This window comes from Streptomyces sp. NPDC001220, assembly GCF_053597895.1.
Window position 1 is genome coordinate 113,343 of record NZ_JBSFJE010000021.1, and the last position, 19,492, is coordinate 132,834.

Consider the following 19,492-nt stretch of genomic DNA (forward strand, 5'->3'; position numbering starts at 1 on the left):
GCCCGCGCGGCAGAGCCGCATGTCGATACGGCCCCGCGCTCCTTGCGGGCGCTTCGGTCAGCGGCGCTTCCAGTGGGCCGTCCGTCAGCGCAGTCGCGCCACTCGCCAGACAGCCAGGACGACCACGAGTGCCACCAGGACCACGTATCCGAGCACCACACGCCAGTCGGGCCTGCGGTCCGAGCCCCTCGCGGGGAAGCCCGGCAGGGTGTAGCCCACCCGGCGGGCGGCCATCATGCCCCAGCCTGCCGCGCAGGAGCAGATCAGCAGGCCCAGCATCGCGATCACCGCGCCGCTGTCGCCGAAGTCGAAGGCGAGCGGGAAGGCGAACATCAGGGAGCCCACCGCGGCCAGGCCCACGATCGGGGCCAGCTGCCACAGGCGCAGCCGGCGCTGCGGGCGGAGCTCGACCTCGACCTCGGGGCCGCTGGTGAACATCTCCTCCGGCTCGGGGCCGTCGGCGGTCACCCCGCCACCCACCGTGTCGTCCGGACCGTCCGGCGTCAGTCGGTCCTCGCCCTCGTCCGGATCACCCGGTGCCACGGCGACGTGCTCGGTGTCATGTGCGGTGTCGCGAGGGCCGGCCTCCATCGCCACGCGCCCTCCCAACTAGGACTCCACTTGCGATCGAAGCTCGATGATGGCACGGCGCCGGAGGCCTCGATGACCGGTGGCGCATCCCGATGCCATGACGTGATCAGGCTGTGACCGGTCGTTCGAGCAACGCCAGGGCCAGCCGCGGAAGTTCCTCGCGGTCCGCCGCGGCCCCACTCAACCAGTGCACCCGGGGGTCGCGCCTGAACCATGAATCCTGACGGCGCGCGAAGCGCTTGGTGGCACGGACGGTCTCGGTCCGCGCTTCCGCTTCCGTGCACTCCCCGGCGAGCGCCGCGAGGACCTGCTGGTAGCCGAGCGCGCGCGACGCCGTACGGCCCTCGCGCAGCCCGTGCGCCTCCAGGGCGCGCACCTCGTCCACGAGCCCGGCCTCCCACATCCGGTCGACGCGCAGCGCGATGCGCTCGTCGAGCTCGGGGCGGGCCACGTCGACGCCGATCTGGACGGTGTCGTAGACCGAGTCGTGGCCGGGGAGGTTGGCGGTGAACGGCTGACCGGTGATCTCGATCACCTCCAGGGCCCGGACGATACGACGCCCGTTGCTGGGCAGGATGGCACGGCCGGCCTCGGGGTCGGCGGCGCACAGCCGGGCGTGCAGGGCGCCGGAGCCGCGCAGCGCGAGTTCCTCCTCCAGGCGGGCCCTGACCTCGGGGTCGGTGCCGGGGAACTCCAGGTTGTCGACGGCGCCGCGGATGTAGAGCCCGGAACCGCCGACCAGGATCGGCCAGCGGCCCTCGGCGAGGAGGGCGTCGATACGGGCGCGGGCGAGCCGCTGGTACTCGGCGACCGAGGCCGTGACGGTCACGTCCCAGATGTCGAGCAGGTGGTGCGGGACCTCTGCGCGCTCCTCGGGCGTCAGCTTGGCGGTGCCGATGTCCATCCCCTGGTACAGCTGCATGGAGTCGGCGTTGACGACCTCACCGCCGAGCCGTTGGGCCAGGAAGACGCCGAGGTCGGATTTTCCGGCCGCGGTGGGGCCGACGACGGCGATGACACGGGGGGCGGGGGGTGCGCTGCTCACCGCACCAGTCTCGCAAACCTCGGCGGCGGGTCTCGAACGAGTTACGTGACGGTCCGTGTCCGGCTTCGTTGCCCGTTGCGAGATTCCCGCCGCCGGCGAGAGGCGGTGACCGGGGTGGCGCAAACGGACGCACCGGGTCACGCGGGATTTCGCTCGCACGAGTAACGTATGGAGTGGATATGGGCGTTTTTGCACGATTCCTCGGGAAGAAGCCGAAGGCCACGGAGGAGCCGCACACCGAGGCACCGGCCGTTGCCGAGCCGGACCCGTCCGCCGCGGAGGACGTAGCGGAGAACGCGGCGGGGAACGCGGTGGAGGAGACGGCCGGGGCCTCGGTGGCGAAGGGGCCGGGCGAGGACGGCGACGGAAGCGTGGAGGCGCGGACGGAACCGGAGCCCGTCGCGGTGACCGGCGCCGAGAGCACCGAGATCCCCCAGCAGCAGTCCGCCAAGGAGGCCGCCGACAACGAGGTCGGCGAGGGCGCCCGCACATAGCGGCCCGCGAGGGAAGCCATAGGGAAGGTAGCCATGGGTCTTTTGGACAATTTGAAGGCCAAGCTCGCCCCGGCCAAGGACCGGGTCTCTGATCTCGCGCACCAGCACGAGGACAAGATCGACAAACTCCAGCACGGCATCGACAAGGCCGCGCGGGTCGTCGACGAGAAGACCAAGGGTAAGTACAGCGACAAGATCCAGACGGGTACGGGCAGGGCCAAGGACGCCATGGACCGGTTTGTGCACCCGGACGCGACCGACCCCACCGCCCCCACCCGGCCGGACGACCGGCCACCGGCTCCCTGAGCCGGGCGGACCACGCAGATCGGCGGACGGCCGAGAGTCACCCGACTCCCGGCCGTCCGCCGTTTCGCGAAGCGTCCAGGCCTGGACGGGCCGGGCTCAGGCAGGACCGGGTCAGGACCAGGTCGCCACGAGGTAGCCCACGCCGTACGGCGCCTCGTCGTGGAGCAGCGCCCCGGCGAGGCCCGCGTCCTCGGCCGCGCCGGCCAGGACCTGCCAGGGGGCCCGGCCCGAGGCCTTGAGCTGGTACGCGAGCTCCACGTCGAGGGCCTTGATCGCCGCGAGGTCGGCGGTGCCGAGCGCGCGGGCCGCCTCGGCGTCGAAGGGGGCCGCCCGCTCGTCCAGGTAGCCGGGCGCCTTGAGGGTGCGGCAGGCGCTGGCGTCGCCCATGACCAGCATCGCCACCCGCGCGGCCCGGCCGGCGATCTCCCGGCCGGTACGGACGCACCGCTCGGCCTCCAGCGGCTCGCCCACGCCCAGCCCCTCGATGGGCGCGTCGGCCCAGCCCGTGCGCTCCAGCAGCCAGGCGCCGACGGCGAGCGAGGCCGGCAGCTCCCGCTCACCGGCCTCGCCACTTCCGAGCCGTACGTCGACGTCGACGCCGAAGCCGCGGAAGGAACCCCGGCTGCCCTGCGGGAACGCGCCCCGCGCGGACTCCTCGGCGGGCCCGACCACCACCAGCAGGTCGGGCCGCGCGGCGGCGAGCACGCCCAGCGCGTCGGCGCAGGCGGCACGCGCGGTGTCCATTTCGGGGGCGGCACCCGCGGCGACCTCGGGCACGAGGAGCGGCGGGCAGGGGCAGACTGCTGCGGCGACAAGCATGATCGGCAGGGTAGCGGCGACGGCCGCCCGAGGTCGGACCCCGACCGGCACGTCACCCGGGTCGGCCGATGCGAGGACCGGCGCGGTGAGACTGTTCCCGTCAGTCGCAGCCGCAGCCGCTCGCCGCGGCCACCGGCAGCGGCTCCGGCACGCCGATCTTCGGCAGCCCGAGCAGCACACCCGCCGGCTTGGCCGCCTCGGCGGCGTTGCGCTTCTCCCAGGCGTCGCCCGCGCGGGTCCGGCGCACGTCCAGGACGGCGCCCTCGGCGAGGAGGTGGTGAGGGGCCGCGTAGGTGATCTCGACCGTGACGACGTCGCCGGGGCGGACTTCCTGGTCGGGCTTGGTGAAGTGGACCAGGCGGTTGTCGGGGGCGCGGCCGGAGAGGCGGTGGGTGGCGCCGTCCTTGCGGCCCTCGCCCTCGGCGACCATCAGCTCCAGGGTGCGGCCGACCTGCTTCTTGTTCTCGTCCCAGGAGATCTCCTCCTGGAGGGCGACGAGACGCTCGTAGCGCGCCTGGACGACCTCCTTGGGGATCTGGTCCTCCATGGTGGCGGCCGGGGTGCCGGGCCGCTTGGAGTACTGGAAGGTGAAGGCCTGGGTGAAGCGGGCCTCGCGGACCACGTGCATGGTCTGCTCGAAGTCCTCCTCGGTCTCGCCGGGGAAGCCCACGATGATGTCCGTCGTGATCGCGGCGTGCGGGATGGCGGCCCGGACCTTCTCGATGATCCCGAGGTAGCGGTCCTGCCGGTACGAGCGGCGCATGGCCTTGAGCACGGTGTCCGAACCGGACTGCAGGGGCATGTGCAGCTGCGGCATCACGTTCGGGGTCTCGGCCATGGCGGCGATCACGTCGTCGGTGAAGTCACGGGGGTGCGGGGAGGTGAACCGGACCCGCTCCAGGCCCTCGATGCTCCCGCAGGCGCGCAGCAGCTTGCTGAAGGCCTCGCGGTCGCCGATGTCGGAGCCGTACGCGTTGACGTTCTGGCCGAGCAGGGTGATCTCGGAGACGCCCTCGCCGACCAGGGCCTCGATCTCGGCCAGGATGTCGCCGGTGCGCCGGTCCTTCTCCTTGCCGCGCAGGGCGGGCACGATGCAGAAGGTGCAGGTGTTGTTGCAGCCGACGGAGATCGACACCCAGGCCGCGTACGCGCTCTCGCGCCGGGTCGGCAGCGTGGAGGGGAACGCCTCCAGCGACTCGGCGATCTCGACCTGTGCCTCCTCCTGCACCCGGGCGCGCTCCAGGAGGACCGGCAGCTTGCCGATGTTGTGGGTGCCGAAGACGACGTCGACCCAGGGGGCCCTCTTCACGATGGTGTCGCGGTCCTTCTGCGCGAGGCAGCCACCGACCGCGATCTGCATGCCGGGGCGCTTCGTCTTCATCGGGGCGAGGCGGCCGAGGTTGCCGTAGAGGCGGTTGTCGGCGTTCTCCCGGACGGCGCAGGTGTTGAAGACGACGACATCCGCGTCGCCGTCGGCGCCCTCGGGGGCGCGGACATAGCCCGCCTCCTCCAGCAGGCCGGACAATCGCTCGGAGTCGTGGACGTTCATCTGGCACCCGTAGGTGCGGATTTCGTACGTTTTCGATGAACGAATGTCCACTGCCGGGCTCCGGTCGCTGCTGATGGTCATGGCTCAAGGGTAGGCGGTGCCGAGAGCACCTCGTCGCGGGCCGGTCCCCGCAGCCGACGCGGGAACGGGGTCATCGGGGGCCGTGCGAAGGCGGGACGGGTGTGGGGGCCGTCGTCTCCCGGACCGCCGGTTCGGAAGCCGGGTCCGCCCCGCGGCGGCTCGCGGCGGCGAGGGCGAGGAGCAGGGCCGCGCCGGTCAGGGCCGCGCCGGTCAGGGCCGCGCCGGTCAGGGCCGCGCCGGTCAGGGCCGCGCCGGTCAGGGCCGCGCCTGCGGCGGCCACCGACGGCAGGGCGTGGCCACGCGCCGACAGGAAGCCGCCGCACCGGCGAGCGCGATCCCGGCCATACCCGCCAGGGAAGCCAACACCTTCGCCGGTGACTTCTCCGGGCTGTGCACCGGCCAGTGGATCACCCACCCGGTGGCGGATCTTCAGCGACGGGCACTGGTGTGGGACTCGGCGGGCAGCGCCGATCTCCCTTTCGGCCATCCCCGAGCGGGCCTTCGGGACTCAGGGCCGGGCCGGTCCGGCCGCGGTGATGGCCGAGGCCACGTCGTCCGCGGCATGGCCGGACGCGATCGCCTCGTCCCAGCGCTTCAGCAGCGCTTCGGTGAGTGGCAGTTCGAGTCCTCGCTGATCGGCGGCCGCCAGGGCGAGGGCCGCGTCCTTGCCGGCGTGGTGCAGCGGGAAACCCGGGGCGAAGTCGTGCTCGACCATGGCACGGCCCTTGGCCGTCGCATACGCGGATCCCAGCGGGCTCTCGGTGAGGGTGCCGAGGACCAGACCGGGTTCCAGCCCGAGCACGTTGGTCAGGCTGACGGTCTCGGCCATGCCTTCGACCAGGACCGCGAGCCAGTTGTTCAGTACGAGCTTGAAACGGCTGCCGTCGCCGAGGCGGTCCAGCCACAGCGTCCGGCGGCCCAGCGCGTCGAACAGCGGCTGTACCCGGGGGCGCAGCGCCGGGTTCCCGGAGGCGAGGACGAGCAGTTCGCCCCGTTCCGCGGGCTCGGAGCTCCCGGAGACCGGGGCGTCGACGAACTCCGCCCCCTCGGCGAGTTCCGCCAGCCGCCGGGTGGCGTGCACGCCCACCGTGCTCATCTGGATCCAGACCGCGTCCGGGCCGAGCGCGGTGAGGGCGCCGTCGGCCCCGGTCATCGCGCTCTCCACGGCGTCGCCGTCGGCGAGCATGGTGATCAGGAACCCGGCCTCCGCTGCCGCCCCGGCCGGGGTGCCGGCGACCCGCGCGCCCAGTCCGGCGAGCGCCTCGGCCTTCTCCCGGGTCCGGTTCCACACCGTCACGTCGAACCCGGCGCGCAGCAGAGTGCGCGCGATGGGGGCGCCCATGACACCGGTGCCGAGGACGGCGACGCGAATCCTCCCTGTCCCTGTCTGTGTCTGTGTCTGTGCCTGTTCTATTCGTTCTGTTCGTTGTGTTCGTTCGGTCATCACACACTCTCCGGGGAAGATCCGGCGACCGGCGTGGCCGCCGTCGTGATCAAGTGGCTGTCGCTCCGGATCGGCGGTCGAGATCAGCCGACTCTGGCGCCGATCACGTGCCCGATCCCGAAGACGGCCGCGGCGGCGAGGGCGCCCACGAAGAGCTGGCGGGCCCCGCAGCGCAGCGGAGACCGGCCGTTGAGCAGGCCGATCGCGCCGCCGACGGCGAACAGGGCGCTGCCCGCCAGAGCGACGGCGAGGAACAGCGCCGCCGTTCCCGAAAGGAAGAGGAAGGGCAGGACGGCGGCCAGGGCACCGACGGCGAACGAGGCGAGGCTGGAGAACGCCGCCGACCACGGCGAACCCAACTCGTCCGGGTCCAGCCCGAGTCCCTCGCGGACCATGGTGTTCAGGGCCGTGTCGTGGTCCCGCATGATGGTCGTCGCGACATGCCGGGCGTCCTCCGTGTCCAGCCCCTTGTCCCGGTAGACCTGGGTGAGTTCCGCCTCCTGCGTGCCCGGGTCCGCGCGCAGCCGGTCGGCGGCGACCGCTATCTCCCGCTCGTAGGCCTCGCGTTGGCTGCGCATGGAGATGTACTCGCCTGCGGCCATGGAGAAGGCACCGGCCAGCAGCCCCGCGACTCCGGCGAACAGGACGGCCGTACCGGAGACGCCGGAACCGGCGAAGCCCATCACCAGGGCCGTGTTGGAGACCAGGCCGTCGTTGACGCCGAACACCGCGGCACGCAGGGCACCCGAGCGGTCGCCGTGCCGTGTCCGCTCGCCGCGCTCGGCGGGGTTCCTGGTCTCGTCGTTCACGATGCCCGGGCGAGCGGCATACGTCCGTTCGGATGACGTCAGCGACATGACAGCGCTCCGATCCTCGATGGTGGTTTCCATCGGCGGCGATCACCGGACTCCCGGTTATTCGCCGTCATAGATACCAACGCACGGGAAGTGGCGCTGTTTCCCATTTGGGATAGATAGTCGGAGATAAGCGTTATCGCCATAAAAGATAGGGCGCGTGAGAGTCATGTAAGCCCGTGACTCCTGTCGGCGGGCGTGATGGCATGGGCGGCATGGAGTTGCGGGAGCTGCGGGCGTTCGTGGCGGTGGTGGAGGAGGGCGGCCTGTCCGCTGCCGCGCGGCGGCTGCATGTGAGTCAGCCCGCGCTGTCCCAGACGATCAGCGGGCTGGAGCGGCAGCTGGGTGTGCGGCTGCTGCTGCGCGGACACAGCGGGGTGCGGACCACCGAGGCGGGGACCGCGCTGGCCGGCGAGGCACGGGCGGTGCTCGCCCGGCACGATCAGGCGCTGCGGGTGATGGCCGGGTACGCCGGTCCGGGCGGCGGGGCACTGCGCGTCGGGATCCCCCTGGAGCTGCCGTCCGGGCTGCTCGACCCGGCGCTCGCCGAACTGGCCGAGGCCCATCCGCAGACGCGGGTGCAGGCCCGGCATCTGTCCACGGCGGAGCAGCTGACCGCGCTGCGCTCCGATGAGCTCGACGTCGGCTTTCTCCGGGAACGGCCGTCGGGGCCGGAGTTCGACGCGCTGCTCGTCGTACGGGAGAGGCTCGGTGTGCTGATCGCCGTCGACCAGGCCGCCGAGCTGGCCGGTCCCGACGGCATCCCGCTCGACGCGCTCGGCTCCCTGCAGTGGGTCGGGTTCCCGCGGGCCGGAAGCCCCGCCTGGTACGACGAGCTGACCGCGATCCTGCGCGGGCACGGCCTCGACCTCGGTCCGGAGGCGCCCGAGGGACAGGCCCTGATCGCCGACGTGAAGCTGGCCGCGGTCGCCTCCGGGCAGGCCTTCGCGCTGGCTCCGCCGGGCTGGCCGCAGCCGTTGCCCGACCACGTGACCTGGTCACCGCTGATCGGCCACCCGCTGGTGCGCCGCACCTGGGCGGTATGGCCGTCCAGCTCCCGCCGCCGCGACCTGGGCCGCTTCGTCGCGGCCCTGGACCGGGCGGTGCGGGACTGAATCGTGCGGTGCGGGTCTGAATCGTGCGGTGCGGGACTGAATCGTGCGGCGCCGAAACCGCGGCCGGCCGAGCCCTTCGCCCCAGGTGCCGTGATGCGCCGCCGTTCGGCTGCGGTGCCGTCGTGGCCGTCGTGGCTGTTTCGCGCCCACCCGGCGGATCCGCCCACGGGCACAGCCCCGCACCCCTTCGGGGCGCCGCCGGACCGCAGCCGACGTCGCTCGGCCCGTCGGCGCGTCAGCCGACAGAGCCGGGGGGCGCCGGCCGGCATGGGCCGGCGCCTCCGAGTGTCAGACGGCCGTGCGACCGCCGTCGACCGGCAGGATCGCACCGTGTACGAAGCTCGCCGCGTCGCTCGCCAGGTAGGCGATCGCCTCGGCGATCTCCCGAGCCTCACCGGCCCGGCCGGCGGGCGCCAGTGCGGCCAGGGCGTCCAGGTCGTCGCCCATGCCGACCGTGCCCTCGGTGCGGGTCGGGCCGGGCTCCACGGCGTTCACCCGTACGCCCCGCGGGCCGAACTCGGCGGCCCAGGCCTTGGTCAGCAGGTTGACCGCGGCCTTGCTCGACCCGTACAGCGCCATGCCCGCGAGGCCGAACTCGGCGACCATCGTGCTGACGTTGACGATCGCACCCTGCCCGCGCTCGGCCATGCCCGGTGCCAGCTCGGCCACCAGGTAGAACGGCGCCTTCACATTCAGGTCGTAGACGGCGTCCACATCGCTGGACGGCGTCTCGGCCGTCGCGCCGAACGGGAAGATCCCGGCGTTGTTGACGAGGATGTCCACGCGGCCGCCGCCCAGTTCGGTGGCCCGCCTGGCCAGCTGCCGCACCGAGTCGGCGTCCCTCAGCTCGGCCGCCAGGAAGTCGGCCTTGCCGCCGCGCTCCCGGACGGCCGTGACCACCTTGTCACCGCGCTGCGCGTCCCGTCCCGCGACCAGCACGTGGGCGCCCCGTTCGGCGAACAGGGTCGCGGTCGCGGCGCCGATACCGCTCGTGGCGCCGGTCAGAAGGGCCACGCGTCCGGTCAGATCAACAGTTCCCATGAGATGTCCTCAGGTGTGAAAAGTGGGGGCGAACCGGTCGTCCCGTCACCTCGTCCATGAGGTGACGGGAGTCCTCAAGCACCCCGGCGCACCGCGGATTCCGGCCCGTCCATCGGCGGATCCGATGGCCTCCATAAGGGATCGGACCGGCCTGCCGTGCCGGCGGTCACCGTCCTGGCCGTACCGCGTTCGCGCCGGTCAGGGTGGCCGGGCGGCCCGAGGGTGCGCGCTTATGACGGGTCTTCGTCAGGCGTATGGCCCCAGGGCGATCAACTCCGCGCGTCCAGCGGTTACCTGACCCGTACGGCACGGGGAGCCGCCATCGCGTCCGAGATGGTGACCCAGCAGCTCGGACCGGCACCGATCGTCATGCGAGGCAGCAATGAGCGCATCACAACAATCGGAACAAAAGGTACTTACGATCTTATCGTCCTGGGCGCCGGACCGGTCGGGCAGAACGTCGCCGACCGCGCCCGACCTACCTCCGGCTCCCGCCAAGACGGCTCAGCCCCTCCCCGGCGTCCTGCGGAAGAGTTCGTTCAGGTCCGTCTGCGGGATCTGGTGCTCGGCGTAGGAGAAGGTGCCCCGGTCCGCCAGCTCCTTCGCGGCGGCGAGCAGCTGGCCGTACATCGCCCGGGCGATGCTGCCGCCCACCGTGACCCGGCGTACCCCGAGGTCGCGCAGGTCGGCCAGTGACAGGGCACTGCCGGTCAGGCCCATCACCACGTTCAGCGGGCCGTCGATCCCGCGCACCAGCGTGCCGATGGTCTCCGCGTCGGCCGCACCCGGCACGAACGCGCAGTCCGCGCCCGCCGCCAGATAGGCGTTGGCCCGCCGGACGGCCTCGTCGAGCGGCCCTCCGGTGAGCAGCACGTCGGTGCGGCCGACCAGGACGAACGGCTCACCGGCCATGTCGACGGCTTCCCGGGCGGCACGGATGCGGTCCGCCGACAGTTCCGGCTCGTAGAGCGGCCGGGAGCGGTCGCCGGTGAAGTCCTCGATGTTGCCGCCGGCGGCTCCGGCCGCGAGGGTCAGCGAGATCGTCTCGGCCACGGTTTCGGGCGCCTCGCCGAACCCGTCCTCCAGGTCCGCGCTCACCGGGATCCGCACCTCGGCGGCGATCTCGCCGATGCGGCGGATCATGGTCGTACGGTCGACCCTGTCGCCGTCCGACGATGTGTCGCCGTCCGACGATGTGTCGCCGTCCGACGATGTGTCGCCGTCCGGCGATGCGTCGAGGTAGTCGTGGTCGGGGCGGCCCAGGGAGAAGGCCACACCCGCACTGGTGGTGGCCACGGCCGGGAAACCGGCCGATTCCAGGACACGGGCGCTTCCCGCGTCCCAGGCGTTGGGGAGCAGGAAGCAGCCCTCCCGGTGCAACTCGACGAAGCGTGCGGCCAGTTCCCGACGTTGAGTGTCCACGATGCCCAGTCTGTCAGCCGGCACTGACAACGAGGCTCCCCCTCGCCGTGGCCGGCGCGCGGCGAGGGCCAGGGCCGGATGCGGGCGAGGGCCAGGGCCGGACGCCGATGAGGGCCAGGGCCGGACGCCGGTGAGGGCCAGGGCCGGAGGCCGGTGAGCGTGTTCGGCCGGGCCGAGCACGATGATCGCCCTGCCGCGGACCGCGCCGCCGCCCTTCCCGTCGGCGGCCGCCGTGGCGCGCGTGAACTCGTCGACGCACTGGCCCCGTCCACAGGCTGGCGCCGGTCCGCGTACCCCCGGTCCGCGTACCCCCGGACCGCGTACTGTCGTGGCCGTCCGGCACCCGCACCCGATGGACGCCCCAGGAGGAACCGCCCCGTGACCTGCCGAGTCATTCTCATAGCCCCGGCGATCACCCCCTCGCTGCGGCGGGCCCGCTTCGACGACGGTGACTCCATCGAGAACCCGGAGGCGGTGGCGCTGTCCCTGCCCGCCGGCCGGGCGGTCAGCTCTCCCAGCGTGCGCTGCCGTGAGACGGCGACCGCGCTGGGCCTCGACGCCTCGGCGGAGCCCGGGCTGTCGGGCCTGGACGTGGGCCGCTGGCGGGGCCGGACGCTGGAGGAGGTCAGCGCCGCCGAGCCCGAGGCGCTGGCGCCCTGGCTGTCCGACCCGGGGGCCGCGCCGCACGGGGGCGAATCGGTCCGGGGGTTCTGCGCGCGGGTCACCGAGTGGCTGGAGACGACGGGCCGTACCACCGGCCGGACGATCGCGGTGGTGGAGCCCGAGGTGGTACGGGCCGTGGTGCTGCACGCGCTCGGGGCGCCCGAGACGGCGTTCTGGCGCGTGGACGTCCCGCCGCTGGCGGCGACGCAGGTGACGGGTGGCCCCGGCCGCTGGAACCTGCGGCTCGGGCAGGTCGGCGGTCAGGGAGTCTCCGGCGAGGTGCGGTAAATCCGCTGGAACGGCGCGCCCCGCCCCGCCTAGGGTCGCGCCATGACCACCCGCACCTTCCGCATCACCGTCCGCGGTGTCTTCGACGGCCTCGCCGCCGAGCAGCGCGCCGAGCTGCTGTCCCGGGCCGCCGACCACGATGTGCTGCGCGCGGCCTTCACCCCCGAGGGCCATCTCAGTTACGACATCGCCGCGCGGGCCGCCTTCACCTTCCGCTTCCTGGACGCCGGGGTGGAAGAGGCGGACATCCTGGAGGCGACCGAACGCGCCGAGGAGGCCGCCAGGGCGTGGCTCGCCGAGCGCGGCTACGGCTACAAGAACCTCCGGTCCAAGGCGGAGGATCTCTCGCAGGCACCCCTCGGCAAGCGGCAGCGCCGGGCCGCCGCGCAGCAGGGCTGACCTTCCGGGAAGCGGCCACGGCGGCCTGAAGTCGCCGTGGTTCAGGTCACGTTGGGCTGTGGCCGGATTGTGGAGGCCAGGTGTCCGCGGGCGTGGCATGCTCAGGGCCACACCGAGTTACCGGCCGGTTCTACCCGCCAGTAGCCATCGTCGGTGCCTCTTCGCCACCCCCCACTCCCAGGACTGACCTTGCGCAGACGCACGAGGCCCGGGCATGCCCTCATGCCCGCCTTCGCCGTGACCGCCCTCCTTCTCTCCGCCGGCTGCTCCGCACCCCCGCACCAGAGCTCCGCCGGGGACCGCGCCGCCGAGACCGCCCGGGTCTCCGACGACACCACCGCAGCCGCCCGCACGGACGGCCGGTCTCTCGCCGTCGCCGCCGCGCCCGCCGCGACCGCGACCGCGGCCGCGGGTTCGGCGGGCTCGGGCCGCCCGGCGCACCGCACCACGCTCACCGTCAGCTCGTACGACAGCACAACGCGACGAGCCGTCATCTCCAAGCCGGCCAAGGGGAGTCCGGCGTCGCCGACCGTCTCCCCCAGCACCTCGGCGTCGCCCTCGCCCTCCCCCTCGGCCGCGACCGGGCAGGCCGCCGTCGGTGACGTGATCGCCAGCGCACCCGCGCCCGGCGCCCCGGACGGACTGCTCGCCAAGGTCACCAAGGTGGTCGGCGAGACCGACGGGGGCACCGAGGTGCAGACCGAGCCCGCCACGCTCGACGCCCTGCTGGGCGATGACACCGCGAAGGGCACCGTGCCGGTCGATCCGGACGCCTTCGACGTGGACAAACTGCTGCCCGACGTCAAGGTGTCCTGGGCCAAGTCGGGTGATGTGCACGTCGGCCCGGAGGGTGCCACCGTGCCGCTCGGCAGCCTCCGGCTGGACGTCAGCGCCGAGATCCCGACCGCCTCGGGTGCTCCGGCCTCCGCCTCCGCCTCGGTGTCCGGCTTCGTCCAGGTCGCCCCGCAGGTCGACTTCGCCTACGGCGGCGCGGGCACCGGCAGCGCGCCCGGCTCCGCCTACCTCGGCGTGTCCGGCGACTGGAACTCGGGCTGGGCGGTCAGGGGCCGGGCCGCGGCGGCCACCGCCACCCCGCTGCGCGTCCCGTTCGCCAAGCTGCACGCCGACCCCGTCCTCCAGGTCGGCCCGGTCCCCGTCGTGGTCAACCTCGATCTGACCTGCTACCTCCAGATCACCGGCGACGGCAGGATCACCGTCGACGTGGAGCAGAGCCTCAAGGGCGACTTCAGGGCGGGCGGCACCTTCGGCACGGCCCAGGGCTGGACGCCGGTGAGCAGCTCCGACATGACGAGCACGCCGGTGCGCACCTCGGTGACCACCGCCGGCAGCGTCAAGACCGCGCTGGGCGCGGAAGCCTCGGTCGGCCTCTACGGCGCCGTGGGCGTCACCGCCGACCTGGCCCCCTATCTGCGCGGCGAGGCCTCCGGCACGGTCACCGCCGACTCCGCGACCCCGGGTGTCGACGCCCGGGGCGCCTGGAGCCTGTACGGCGGTGTCGACCTCTCCGGCACCCTGCGCCTCCAGCTGTCGATCTTCGGTACGCCGGTGCTGCAGCGGAGCGTCCCGCTGGGCGCCCTGCACCGCGAGTGGAAGCTGGCGGGCGGCTCGCTCTGAGCCCCGGTCAGGCCTCGCCGCCGGATATCCAGCCCTGCCGGCGCAGCTCGGCCGAGACGTCCGGCGCCCGGTAGTGCTCGCCCTTCAGCACCTTGCCGTCGGCCCGGCGGGCGACCTGCCCGTCGGGCCCCAGCTTGCTCATGTTGGACCGGTGGATCTCGGCGATCACCGCGTCGAGGTCGATGCCGTGCACCAGCGCGGTGCCGTACGCCACGTAGACCACGTCCGCCAGTTCGTGCGCGAGCCGGTCCAGGGGTCCGGCGACGGCCACCTCGGCGACCTCCGCGGCCTCCTCGGCGAGCAGCTCCCCGCGGTGCGCGGCCAGCTCGGGGGACACCTCCGTCGGCGTGGTGCGGGCGTCCAGACCGAAGGCGTGGTGGAACTCTCGGACGAGGCGGGCGGGCGAGGGTCCGGTCGGGGAACTGGTCGAGGAGCTGGTCATGCGAACGACTCTAGCGGCCGCCACTGACAGCCCGGGGCCCGCCGCCGTGCCCCCCGGCCCTGGTCAGGAGCGGGACCGGCTGGCAGGATCGCGCGCATGTCAAAGGTGTTCCCCCGTATCGGCAGGCGCCGAGCTCTCCAGGGCTCGGCCGCGGGCGTCGTCGCGTTCGGCCTGCTGCTGTGGTGGCTGCTGCCGCTGGGCGAGAACCCGCCGACCGGGACGATCACCTTCAGCACGGGGACGCTGAGCGGGGTCTACCAGGAGTACGGCGTGCGGCTGCGCACCGAGCTGGGCCGGGACATGCCGGGGCTGAAGGTGAAGCTGGTCCAGAGCGCGGGGTCGTACGAGAACGTCCGGCGGGTGGCGACCGGTCAGGCCGACTTCACCATCGCGGCGGCCGACGCGGTGGAGACGTACGAACTGAACGGCGGCCGGGGCGCCGACCGGATGCGCGGGGTGGCGCGGCTCTACGACGACTACGTCCAGCTCGTGGTGGGGCGTGACTCGGGCATCACCAGTGTCGCGCAGCTGCGGCACAAGCGGGTGGCGATAGGACTGCCCAACTCGGGTGTCCGGCTGATCGCCAACCGGGTGCTCAGGGCCGCCGGGATCGACCCCGGGAAGGACATCACCCCGATGTCCGACGGCATCGACACCGGCCCGGACCGGCTGCGGAAGGGCAAGATCGACGCGTTCTTCTGGTCGGGCGGACTACCGACCAAGGGGCTGCTGGACCTCGCGCGGAAGTACAGCTTCACGTTCGTCCCGATAGACGGCGGCCTCGTCTCCACGCTGCACTCCGAGAGCGAGGCCGCGCTCTACTACCGGGCGACCAACATGCCCGAGTCGGCGTATCCGTCGGTGCAGCAGGGCACGGCGGTGGCGACGATCGCGGTCTCCAACCTCCTCATGACCCGCAAGGACATGGACCCGCGTCTCACCGAGTGGGTGACCCGCACGGTCATCAAGAGCCGGGACGACATCGGCGCCCACGTCCACTCGGCCCAGCTGGTGGACCTCCGCACGGCGATCTACACGGACCCGCTACCCCTCCAGGAGGGCGCGCGACGGTACTACCGCTCGGTGAAGCCTTGAAGCACCCTTGATCAACCCCGACCGCCCCGCACCCGCACCCGCACCCGCACCCGCACCCACCGCACTCCTCACCCGCTCCGCGGCACCGAAACAGTCACCCGCAGCCCCCGCGGCTCACGGTGCTCGTACGACAACGAGCCCCCGCCCGCCGCCAGCAGCGCCCGCGTGATCGACAGCCCCAGCCCCGACCCCTTCACGTTCTGATGCCGGCCGCTCCGCCAGAACCGGTCCCCCACGCGCGCGAGTTCCTCAGCGGTCAGCCCCGGCCCCGTGTCGGTCACCACGACCTTCGACACGCCACCGTCGGCCGCGACGTCCACCTCCACCGAGCCCCCCTTCGGTGTGAACTTCACCGCGTTGTCGATCACCGCGTCCAGCGCGCTGGAGAGCGTGATCGGGTCGGCCCATCCCGTGGTCGCCGGGCACTCCCCGCTCAGCCGGACCCCCTTCGCCGCCGCGGCCGGTGCCCATGCCGCGACCCGCTCCGCCGCCAGCCGCCCGATGTCCGTCAGCATCAGGTCCGCCTCGGCGTGTTCGGCCAGCGCCAGGTCGAGCAGGTCGTCCAGCACCTGGGCGAGCCGCTTGCCCTCGGTGCGGACCGAGGCGATCTCCTCGTTGCCCTCGGGGAGTTCGAGGGCGAGCAGTTCGATGCGCAGCAGCAGTGCGGCCAGCGGGTTGCGCAGCTGGTGGGAGGCGTCGGCGACGAACGCACGCTGCTGCTCCAGCACGTCCTCGACGTTGTCCGCCATCTCGTTGAACGCCCGGGCCAGCCGTCTGAGTTCCGGCGGACCGCCGGCCGCCGCGACCCGGGACTTGAGCCGGCCGCTGGCGATCTCGTGGGTGGTGGCGTCGAGCACCCGTACGGGCCGCAGCACCCACCCGGTCAGCCGTAGCGCCGCGCCGACAGCGAGCAGCATCGCGGCGATCTCGCCGGCACCGATGAACAGCCAGCCGCGCAGGGTCCGTGAACGCATCGGCCCGGTGGGCGAGTCGGTGACCACCACGGCGACAACGTCACCGTCGCGGATCACCGGCGAGGCAACCACGAGCCGGGTCCGCTGCCAGGGCCACACCTGCTGCGGGTCATGGCTGCGCCGGCTCAGCAGCGCCTCGGCGTAGGCGTCGCGTACCTCGCCCGTCTGCGGCAGCACCCAGTCGTCGGGCGCGTTGGCCATGGAGGACGCGTTGCGGTAGAAGACGCCCGCGCGAATGCCGTACACCTCGTAGTAGCTGATGAGTTCGCGGTGGAGGGTCTCCTGCCGGTCGTCCGTGCGCATCGGGCGCGCGCTGGTCGGTGTGCCGGTGACGAACTGGGCGAGGGCCGCGAACCGCGCGGTGTCGTCGATCCGGTCCACGACGACCTTCTGCTGCTGGGCGGCGGCCACGCTGACGGCGAGGGGGATGCCGAGCGCGAGCAGGACGGCCGCCAGCAGGACGATGAGCAGCGGAAGCAGTCGTGTGCGCACCCGTCCCCGCTACGCGGCCGGGGCGACGAGCCGGTAGCCCACGCCGCGTACGGTCTCGATGAGCGCGGGCATGCGCAGCTTCGCGCGCAGGGAGGCGACATGCACCTCCAGGGTGCGGCCGGTCCCCTCCCAGCTGGTGCGCCAGACCTCGCTGATGATCTGTTCCCGGCGGAAGACCACGCCGGGCCGCTGGGCGAGCAGCGCCAGCAGGTCGAACTCCTTGCGGGTGAGCTGGACGACCTTGCCTTCCACGCTGACCTGGCGGGTGGGCAGCTCGATGTGGACGGAGCCGAGGCTGAGCGTGTCGTCGCCGTCGGCCGGACCGTCCTCGTGGTGGGTGCGCCGGCTGACGGCGTGGATCCGGGCGAGCAGTTCCCCGGTGTCGTACGGCTTCACCACGTAGTCGTCCGCGCCCAGATTGAGGCCGTGGATGCGCGAACGGACGTCGGCGCGGGCGGTGACCATGATGACCGGGGTGCTGGTGCGCTTGCGGATCTTGCCGCAGACCTCGTAGCCGTCCTGGTCGGGCAGTCCGAGGTCGAGCAGGACGACGTCGTAGCCGGCGCCCTCGGGGACGAGCGCCTGGAGGGCCTCCTCGCCGCTGCGGGCGTGGGTGACGGAGAACCCGTGCCGGGCCAGGACCGCGGAGAGTGCGGCGGCGACGTGGTTGTCGTCCTCCACGAGCAGCAGTCTCATCCCGGCCCCCTCCGGTTCAACGTTCGTTTCGTCCTGGTTCGTTCTCGGCTTGCCTGCGGAGAACCTGTGCCTTGTAGAAAACGCGCACACGCGCGCGTGCACGATGGCAGTCACGCTGATGGACGACGATGGCGTCAAGTGCGTTTCGGCGGCGCGCAGGTTCCGTTACCCGGCCGATACGCACAGAGGTCACGGCTGCTACGACATGTGCCCGAATGCTATCGGATCGTGATGCTCAGATCTCCCTCAGATGTAATGACGCTGGTCATGCGCGGTAACTACATTCCTCCGCAACCGAGGAGGACGGAGCCCGATAGCGATGACCGAAGTATCGGTGGCCAAGGAAGATGTGGCCGCGACCGGCGAACTGGTCGTCCTGAAGAGCGTCAACAAGCACTTCGGCGCGTTGCACGTGCTCCAGGACATCGACCTGACGATCGCCCGCGGCGAGGTCGTCGTGGTGATCGGGCCCTCCGGGTCCGGTAAGTCGACTCTGTGCCGCACCGTCAACCGTCTGGAGACCATCGACTCCGGGACGATCACGATCGACGGCAAGCCGCTGCCCCAGGAGGGCAAGGAGCTGGCCCGGCTGCGCGCCGACGTCGGCATGGTCTTCCAGTCCTTCAACCTCTTCGCGCACAAGACGGTGCTCGAGAACGTCATGCTCGGTCAGGTGAAGGTCCGCAGGACGGACAAGAAGCAGGCCGAGGAGAAGGCCCGTGCCCTGCTCGACCGGGTGGGGGTGGGCACCCAGGCCGACAAGTACCCCGCACAGCTCTCCGGCGGCCAGCAGCAGCGCGTGGCGATCGCGCGGGCGCTGGCGATGGACCCGAAGGTCATGCTCTTCGACGAGCCGACGTCGGCCCTCGACCCCGAGATGATCAACGAGGTCCTGGAGGTCATGCAGCAGCTGGCCCAGGACGGCATGACGATGATCGTCGTCACCCATGAGATGGGCTTCGCGCGGTCGGCCGCGAACCGGGTGGTGTTCATGGCGGACGGCCGGATCGTCGAACAGGCCACGCCCGACCAGTTCTTCAGCAACCCGCGCAGCGACCGCGCCAAGGACTTCCTGTCGAAGATCCTGCACCACTGAGGCGCGGCGGGACCCGCTTCCTTTCCCAGACGTCTTCACCAAAACGAGGGATGTTTCATCATGCAGCTCCGCAAGGTCACCGCCGCCTCGGCCACCGTGCTCGCACTCGCCCTGTCCGCCACGGCGTGCGGCGGCAGCGACAAGGGCGACGACAGCTCGTCGGGCGGCGGCAAGATCAAGATCGGCATCAAGTACGACCAGCCCGGTCTCGGCCTCCAGGAGCCGGACGGCTCCTACTCGGGCTTCGACGTGGATGTGGCCACGTACGTCGCAGGGCAGCTCGGCTACAAGCCGAACCAGATCGAGTTCGTGCAGACCAAGAGCGCCGACCGCGAGAACGCCCTCGCGCGTGGTGACGTGAAGTTCATCGCGGCCACCTACTCGATCACCGACGAGCGCAAGCAGAAGGTGGACTTCGCCGGCCCTTACCTGCTGGCCCACCAGGACCTGCTGGTCAAGAAGGACTCGAAGATCGCCAAGGGCACCGACCTCAACGGCAACAACCTGTGTTCCGTGACCGGTTCGACCTCGGCGCAGAACATCCAGAAGACGATCGCCCCGAAGGCCAACCTCAAGGAGGTCAGCACCTACTCGGAGTGCATCGCCGGCCTGCAGAGCGGGTCTGTCGACGCCGTGACCACGGACGACTCGATCCTCGCGGGCTTCGCCGCGCAGGACAAGTACAAGGGCCAGTTCAAGCTCGCGGGTCTGAAGCTGAGCAACGAGAACTACGGCGTCGGCGTCAAGAAGGGCGACTCCGCGACCCTCGACAAGATCAACAAGGCGCTGGAGAAGATGGTCAGCGACGGCTCCTGGCAGAAGGCGGTCGACGCCAACTTCGGCCCCGCCGACTACAAGAACGAGCCCGCCCCGAAGATCGGCGTGATCGTCAAGTAAGGCGCGGTTCCGCGCGCCCCGCGGAACTCGGCCGACGCAGGGATCCGGCAGGTC

21 protein-coding genes are annotated in these 19,492 nt (G+C 72.0%); 9 read left to right on the forward strand and 12 right to left on the reverse strand.

The window, feature by feature from the left end; genetic code table 11:
- Positions 1–84 precede the first annotated feature (84 nt).
- Positions 85–591 (reverse strand): hypothetical protein, encoded by a 507-nt coding sequence (locus ACWDGI_RS37905; RefSeq protein ID WP_450767184.1) that lies wholly within the window; start codon positions 589–591, stop codon positions 85–87.
- A gap of 106 nt (positions 592–697) precedes the next feature.
- Positions 698–1,636, reverse strand: coding sequence for a tRNA (adenosine(37)-N6)-dimethylallyltransferase MiaA (gene miaA / locus ACWDGI_RS37910; protein WP_450767083.1), 939 nt, complete (start codon positions 1,634–1,636; stop codon positions 698–700).
- A 179-nt stretch (positions 1,637–1,815) separates the two neighbouring features.
- Here miaA and ACWDGI_RS37915 point away from each other — a divergent pair, with 179 nt between their 5' ends.
- Together ACWDGI_RS37915 and ACWDGI_RS37920 are read left to right on the forward strand one after the other, a co-directional pair.
- Positions 1,816–2,130 carry a hypothetical protein gene (locus ACWDGI_RS37915; protein ID WP_450767085.1) on the forward strand — a complete coding sequence of 105 codons (315 nt, stop codon included), beginning with the start codon at positions 1,816–1,818 and terminating at the stop codon, positions 2,128–2,130.
- 33 nt (positions 2,131–2,163) lie between these two features.
- Complete coding sequence (locus ACWDGI_RS37920; protein WP_450767087.1) at positions 2,164–2,436, forward strand: antitoxin; 273 nt, start codon at positions 2,164–2,166, stop codon at positions 2,434–2,436.
- A gap of 111 nt (positions 2,437–2,547) precedes the next feature.
- Here ACWDGI_RS37920 and ACWDGI_RS37925 read toward each other — a convergent pair whose 3' ends face one another.
- The 5 genes from ACWDGI_RS37925 to ACWDGI_RS37945 all read right to left on the reverse strand — a co-directional run bounded on the left by ACWDGI_RS37925 (position 2,548) and on the right by ACWDGI_RS37945 (position 7,186).
- A complete protein-coding gene (locus tag ACWDGI_RS37925) occupies positions 2,548–3,255 on the reverse strand; it encodes a class III extradiol dioxygenase subunit B-like domain-containing protein (protein ID WP_450767089.1) in 708 nt (235 codons plus the stop codon).
- 100 nt (positions 3,256–3,355) lie between these two features.
- On the reverse strand, positions 3,356–4,885 hold the full coding sequence (gene miaB, locus ACWDGI_RS37930) for a tRNA (N6-isopentenyl adenosine(37)-C2)-methylthiotransferase MiaB (RefSeq protein ID WP_450767091.1): 1,530 nt from the start codon (positions 4,883–4,885) through the stop codon (positions 3,356–3,358).
- Positions 4,886–4,955: 70 nt separating this feature from the next.
- Positions 4,956–5,165 (reverse strand): pentapeptide repeat-containing protein, encoded by a 210-nt coding sequence (locus tag ACWDGI_RS37935; protein ID WP_450767093.1) that lies wholly within the window; start codon positions 5,163–5,165, stop codon positions 4,956–4,958.
- 228 nt (positions 5,166–5,393) lie between these two features.
- Positions 5,394–6,329 (reverse strand): NAD(P)-dependent oxidoreductase, encoded by a 936-nt coding sequence (locus tag ACWDGI_RS37940; RefSeq protein ID WP_450767096.1) that lies wholly within the window; start codon positions 6,327–6,329, stop codon positions 5,394–5,396.
- 83 nt (positions 6,330–6,412) lie between these two features.
- On the reverse strand, positions 6,413–7,186 hold the full coding sequence (locus ACWDGI_RS37945) for a VIT1/CCC1 transporter family protein (protein WP_450767098.1): 774 nt from the start codon (positions 7,184–7,186) through the stop codon (positions 6,413–6,415).
- Positions 7,187–7,362: 176 nt separating this feature from the next.
- On the opposite strand from ACWDGI_RS37945, the gene ACWDGI_RS37950 reads away from it, so the two are divergent.
- Complete coding sequence (locus ACWDGI_RS37950; RefSeq protein WP_450767100.1) at positions 7,363–8,298, forward strand: LysR substrate-binding domain-containing protein; 936 nt, start codon at positions 7,363–7,365, stop codon at positions 8,296–8,298.
- A 288-nt stretch (positions 8,299–8,586) separates the two neighbouring features.
- On the opposite strand, the gene ACWDGI_RS37955 is transcribed toward ACWDGI_RS37950, so the two are convergent.
- Together ACWDGI_RS37955 and ACWDGI_RS37960 are read right to left on the reverse strand one after the other, a co-directional pair.
- Entirely contained in the window at positions 8,587–9,339 is a 753-nt protein-coding gene (locus ACWDGI_RS37955; protein ID WP_450767102.1) for an SDR family NAD(P)-dependent oxidoreductase, read from the reverse strand.
- A gap of 504 nt (positions 9,340–9,843) precedes the next feature.
- On the reverse strand, positions 9,844–10,761 hold the full coding sequence (locus tag ACWDGI_RS37960; RefSeq protein WP_450767104.1) for an isocitrate lyase/PEP mutase family protein: 918 nt from the start codon (positions 10,759–10,761) through the stop codon (positions 9,844–9,846).
- Between the two features lie 378 nt (positions 10,762–11,139).
- Here ACWDGI_RS37960 and ACWDGI_RS37965 point away from each other — a divergent pair, with 378 nt between their 5' ends.
- From ACWDGI_RS37965 to ACWDGI_RS37975, 3 genes are all read left to right on the forward strand, one after another.
- Positions 11,140–11,712, forward strand: coding sequence for a histidine phosphatase family protein (locus tag ACWDGI_RS37965; RefSeq protein WP_450767106.1), 573 nt, complete (start codon positions 11,140–11,142; stop codon positions 11,710–11,712).
- Positions 11,713–11,754: 42 nt separating this feature from the next.
- Positions 11,755–12,111: a DUF6204 family protein gene (locus tag ACWDGI_RS37970; RefSeq protein WP_450767108.1), complete on the forward strand. Its 357-nt coding sequence runs from the start codon at positions 11,755–11,757 to the stop codon at positions 12,109–12,111.
- 222 nt (positions 12,112–12,333) lie between these two features.
- Positions 12,334–13,746 carry a hypothetical protein gene (locus tag ACWDGI_RS37975; RefSeq protein ID WP_450767110.1) on the forward strand — a complete coding sequence of 471 codons (1,413 nt, stop codon included), beginning with the start codon at positions 12,334–12,336 and terminating at the stop codon, positions 13,744–13,746.
- Between the two features lie 7 nt (positions 13,747–13,753).
- On the opposite strand, the gene ACWDGI_RS37980 is transcribed toward ACWDGI_RS37975, so the two are convergent.
- Positions 13,754–14,188: a pyrophosphohydrolase domain-containing protein gene (locus tag ACWDGI_RS37980; protein ID WP_450767112.1), complete on the reverse strand. Its 435-nt coding sequence runs from the start codon at positions 14,186–14,188 to the stop codon at positions 13,754–13,756.
- Positions 14,189–14,284: 96 nt separating this feature from the next.
- Between ACWDGI_RS37980 and ACWDGI_RS37985 the strand changes: the two genes are divergently transcribed.
- Positions 14,285–15,283: a TAXI family TRAP transporter solute-binding subunit gene (locus ACWDGI_RS37985; protein ID WP_450767114.1), complete on the forward strand. Its 999-nt coding sequence runs from the start codon at positions 14,285–14,287 to the stop codon at positions 15,281–15,283.
- A gap of 68 nt (positions 15,284–15,351) precedes the next feature.
- On the opposite strand, the gene ACWDGI_RS37990 is transcribed toward ACWDGI_RS37985, so the two are convergent.
- Together ACWDGI_RS37990 and ACWDGI_RS37995 are read right to left on the reverse strand one after the other, a co-directional pair.
- On the reverse strand, positions 15,352–16,749 hold the full coding sequence (locus ACWDGI_RS37990) for a sensor histidine kinase (RefSeq protein ID WP_360495724.1): 1,398 nt from the start codon (positions 16,747–16,749) through the stop codon (positions 15,352–15,354).
- 9 nt (positions 16,750–16,758) lie between these two features.
- On the reverse strand, positions 16,759–17,445 hold the full coding sequence (locus tag ACWDGI_RS37995; RefSeq protein ID WP_450767116.1) for a response regulator transcription factor: 687 nt from the start codon (positions 17,443–17,445) through the stop codon (positions 16,759–16,761).
- A 319-nt stretch (positions 17,446–17,764) separates the two neighbouring features.
- Between ACWDGI_RS37995 and ACWDGI_RS38000 the strand changes: the two genes are divergently transcribed.
- Together ACWDGI_RS38000 and ACWDGI_RS38005 are read left to right on the forward strand one after the other, a co-directional pair.
- On the forward strand, positions 17,765–18,541 hold the full coding sequence (locus tag ACWDGI_RS38000; RefSeq protein WP_450767118.1) for an amino acid ABC transporter ATP-binding protein: 777 nt from the start codon (positions 17,765–17,767) through the stop codon (positions 18,539–18,541).
- 60 nt (positions 18,542–18,601) lie between these two features.
- On the forward strand, positions 18,602–19,438 hold the full coding sequence (locus ACWDGI_RS38005) for a glutamate ABC transporter substrate-binding protein (RefSeq protein WP_450767120.1): 837 nt from the start codon (positions 18,602–18,604) through the stop codon (positions 19,436–19,438).
- Positions 19,439–19,492 lie beyond the last annotated feature (54 nt).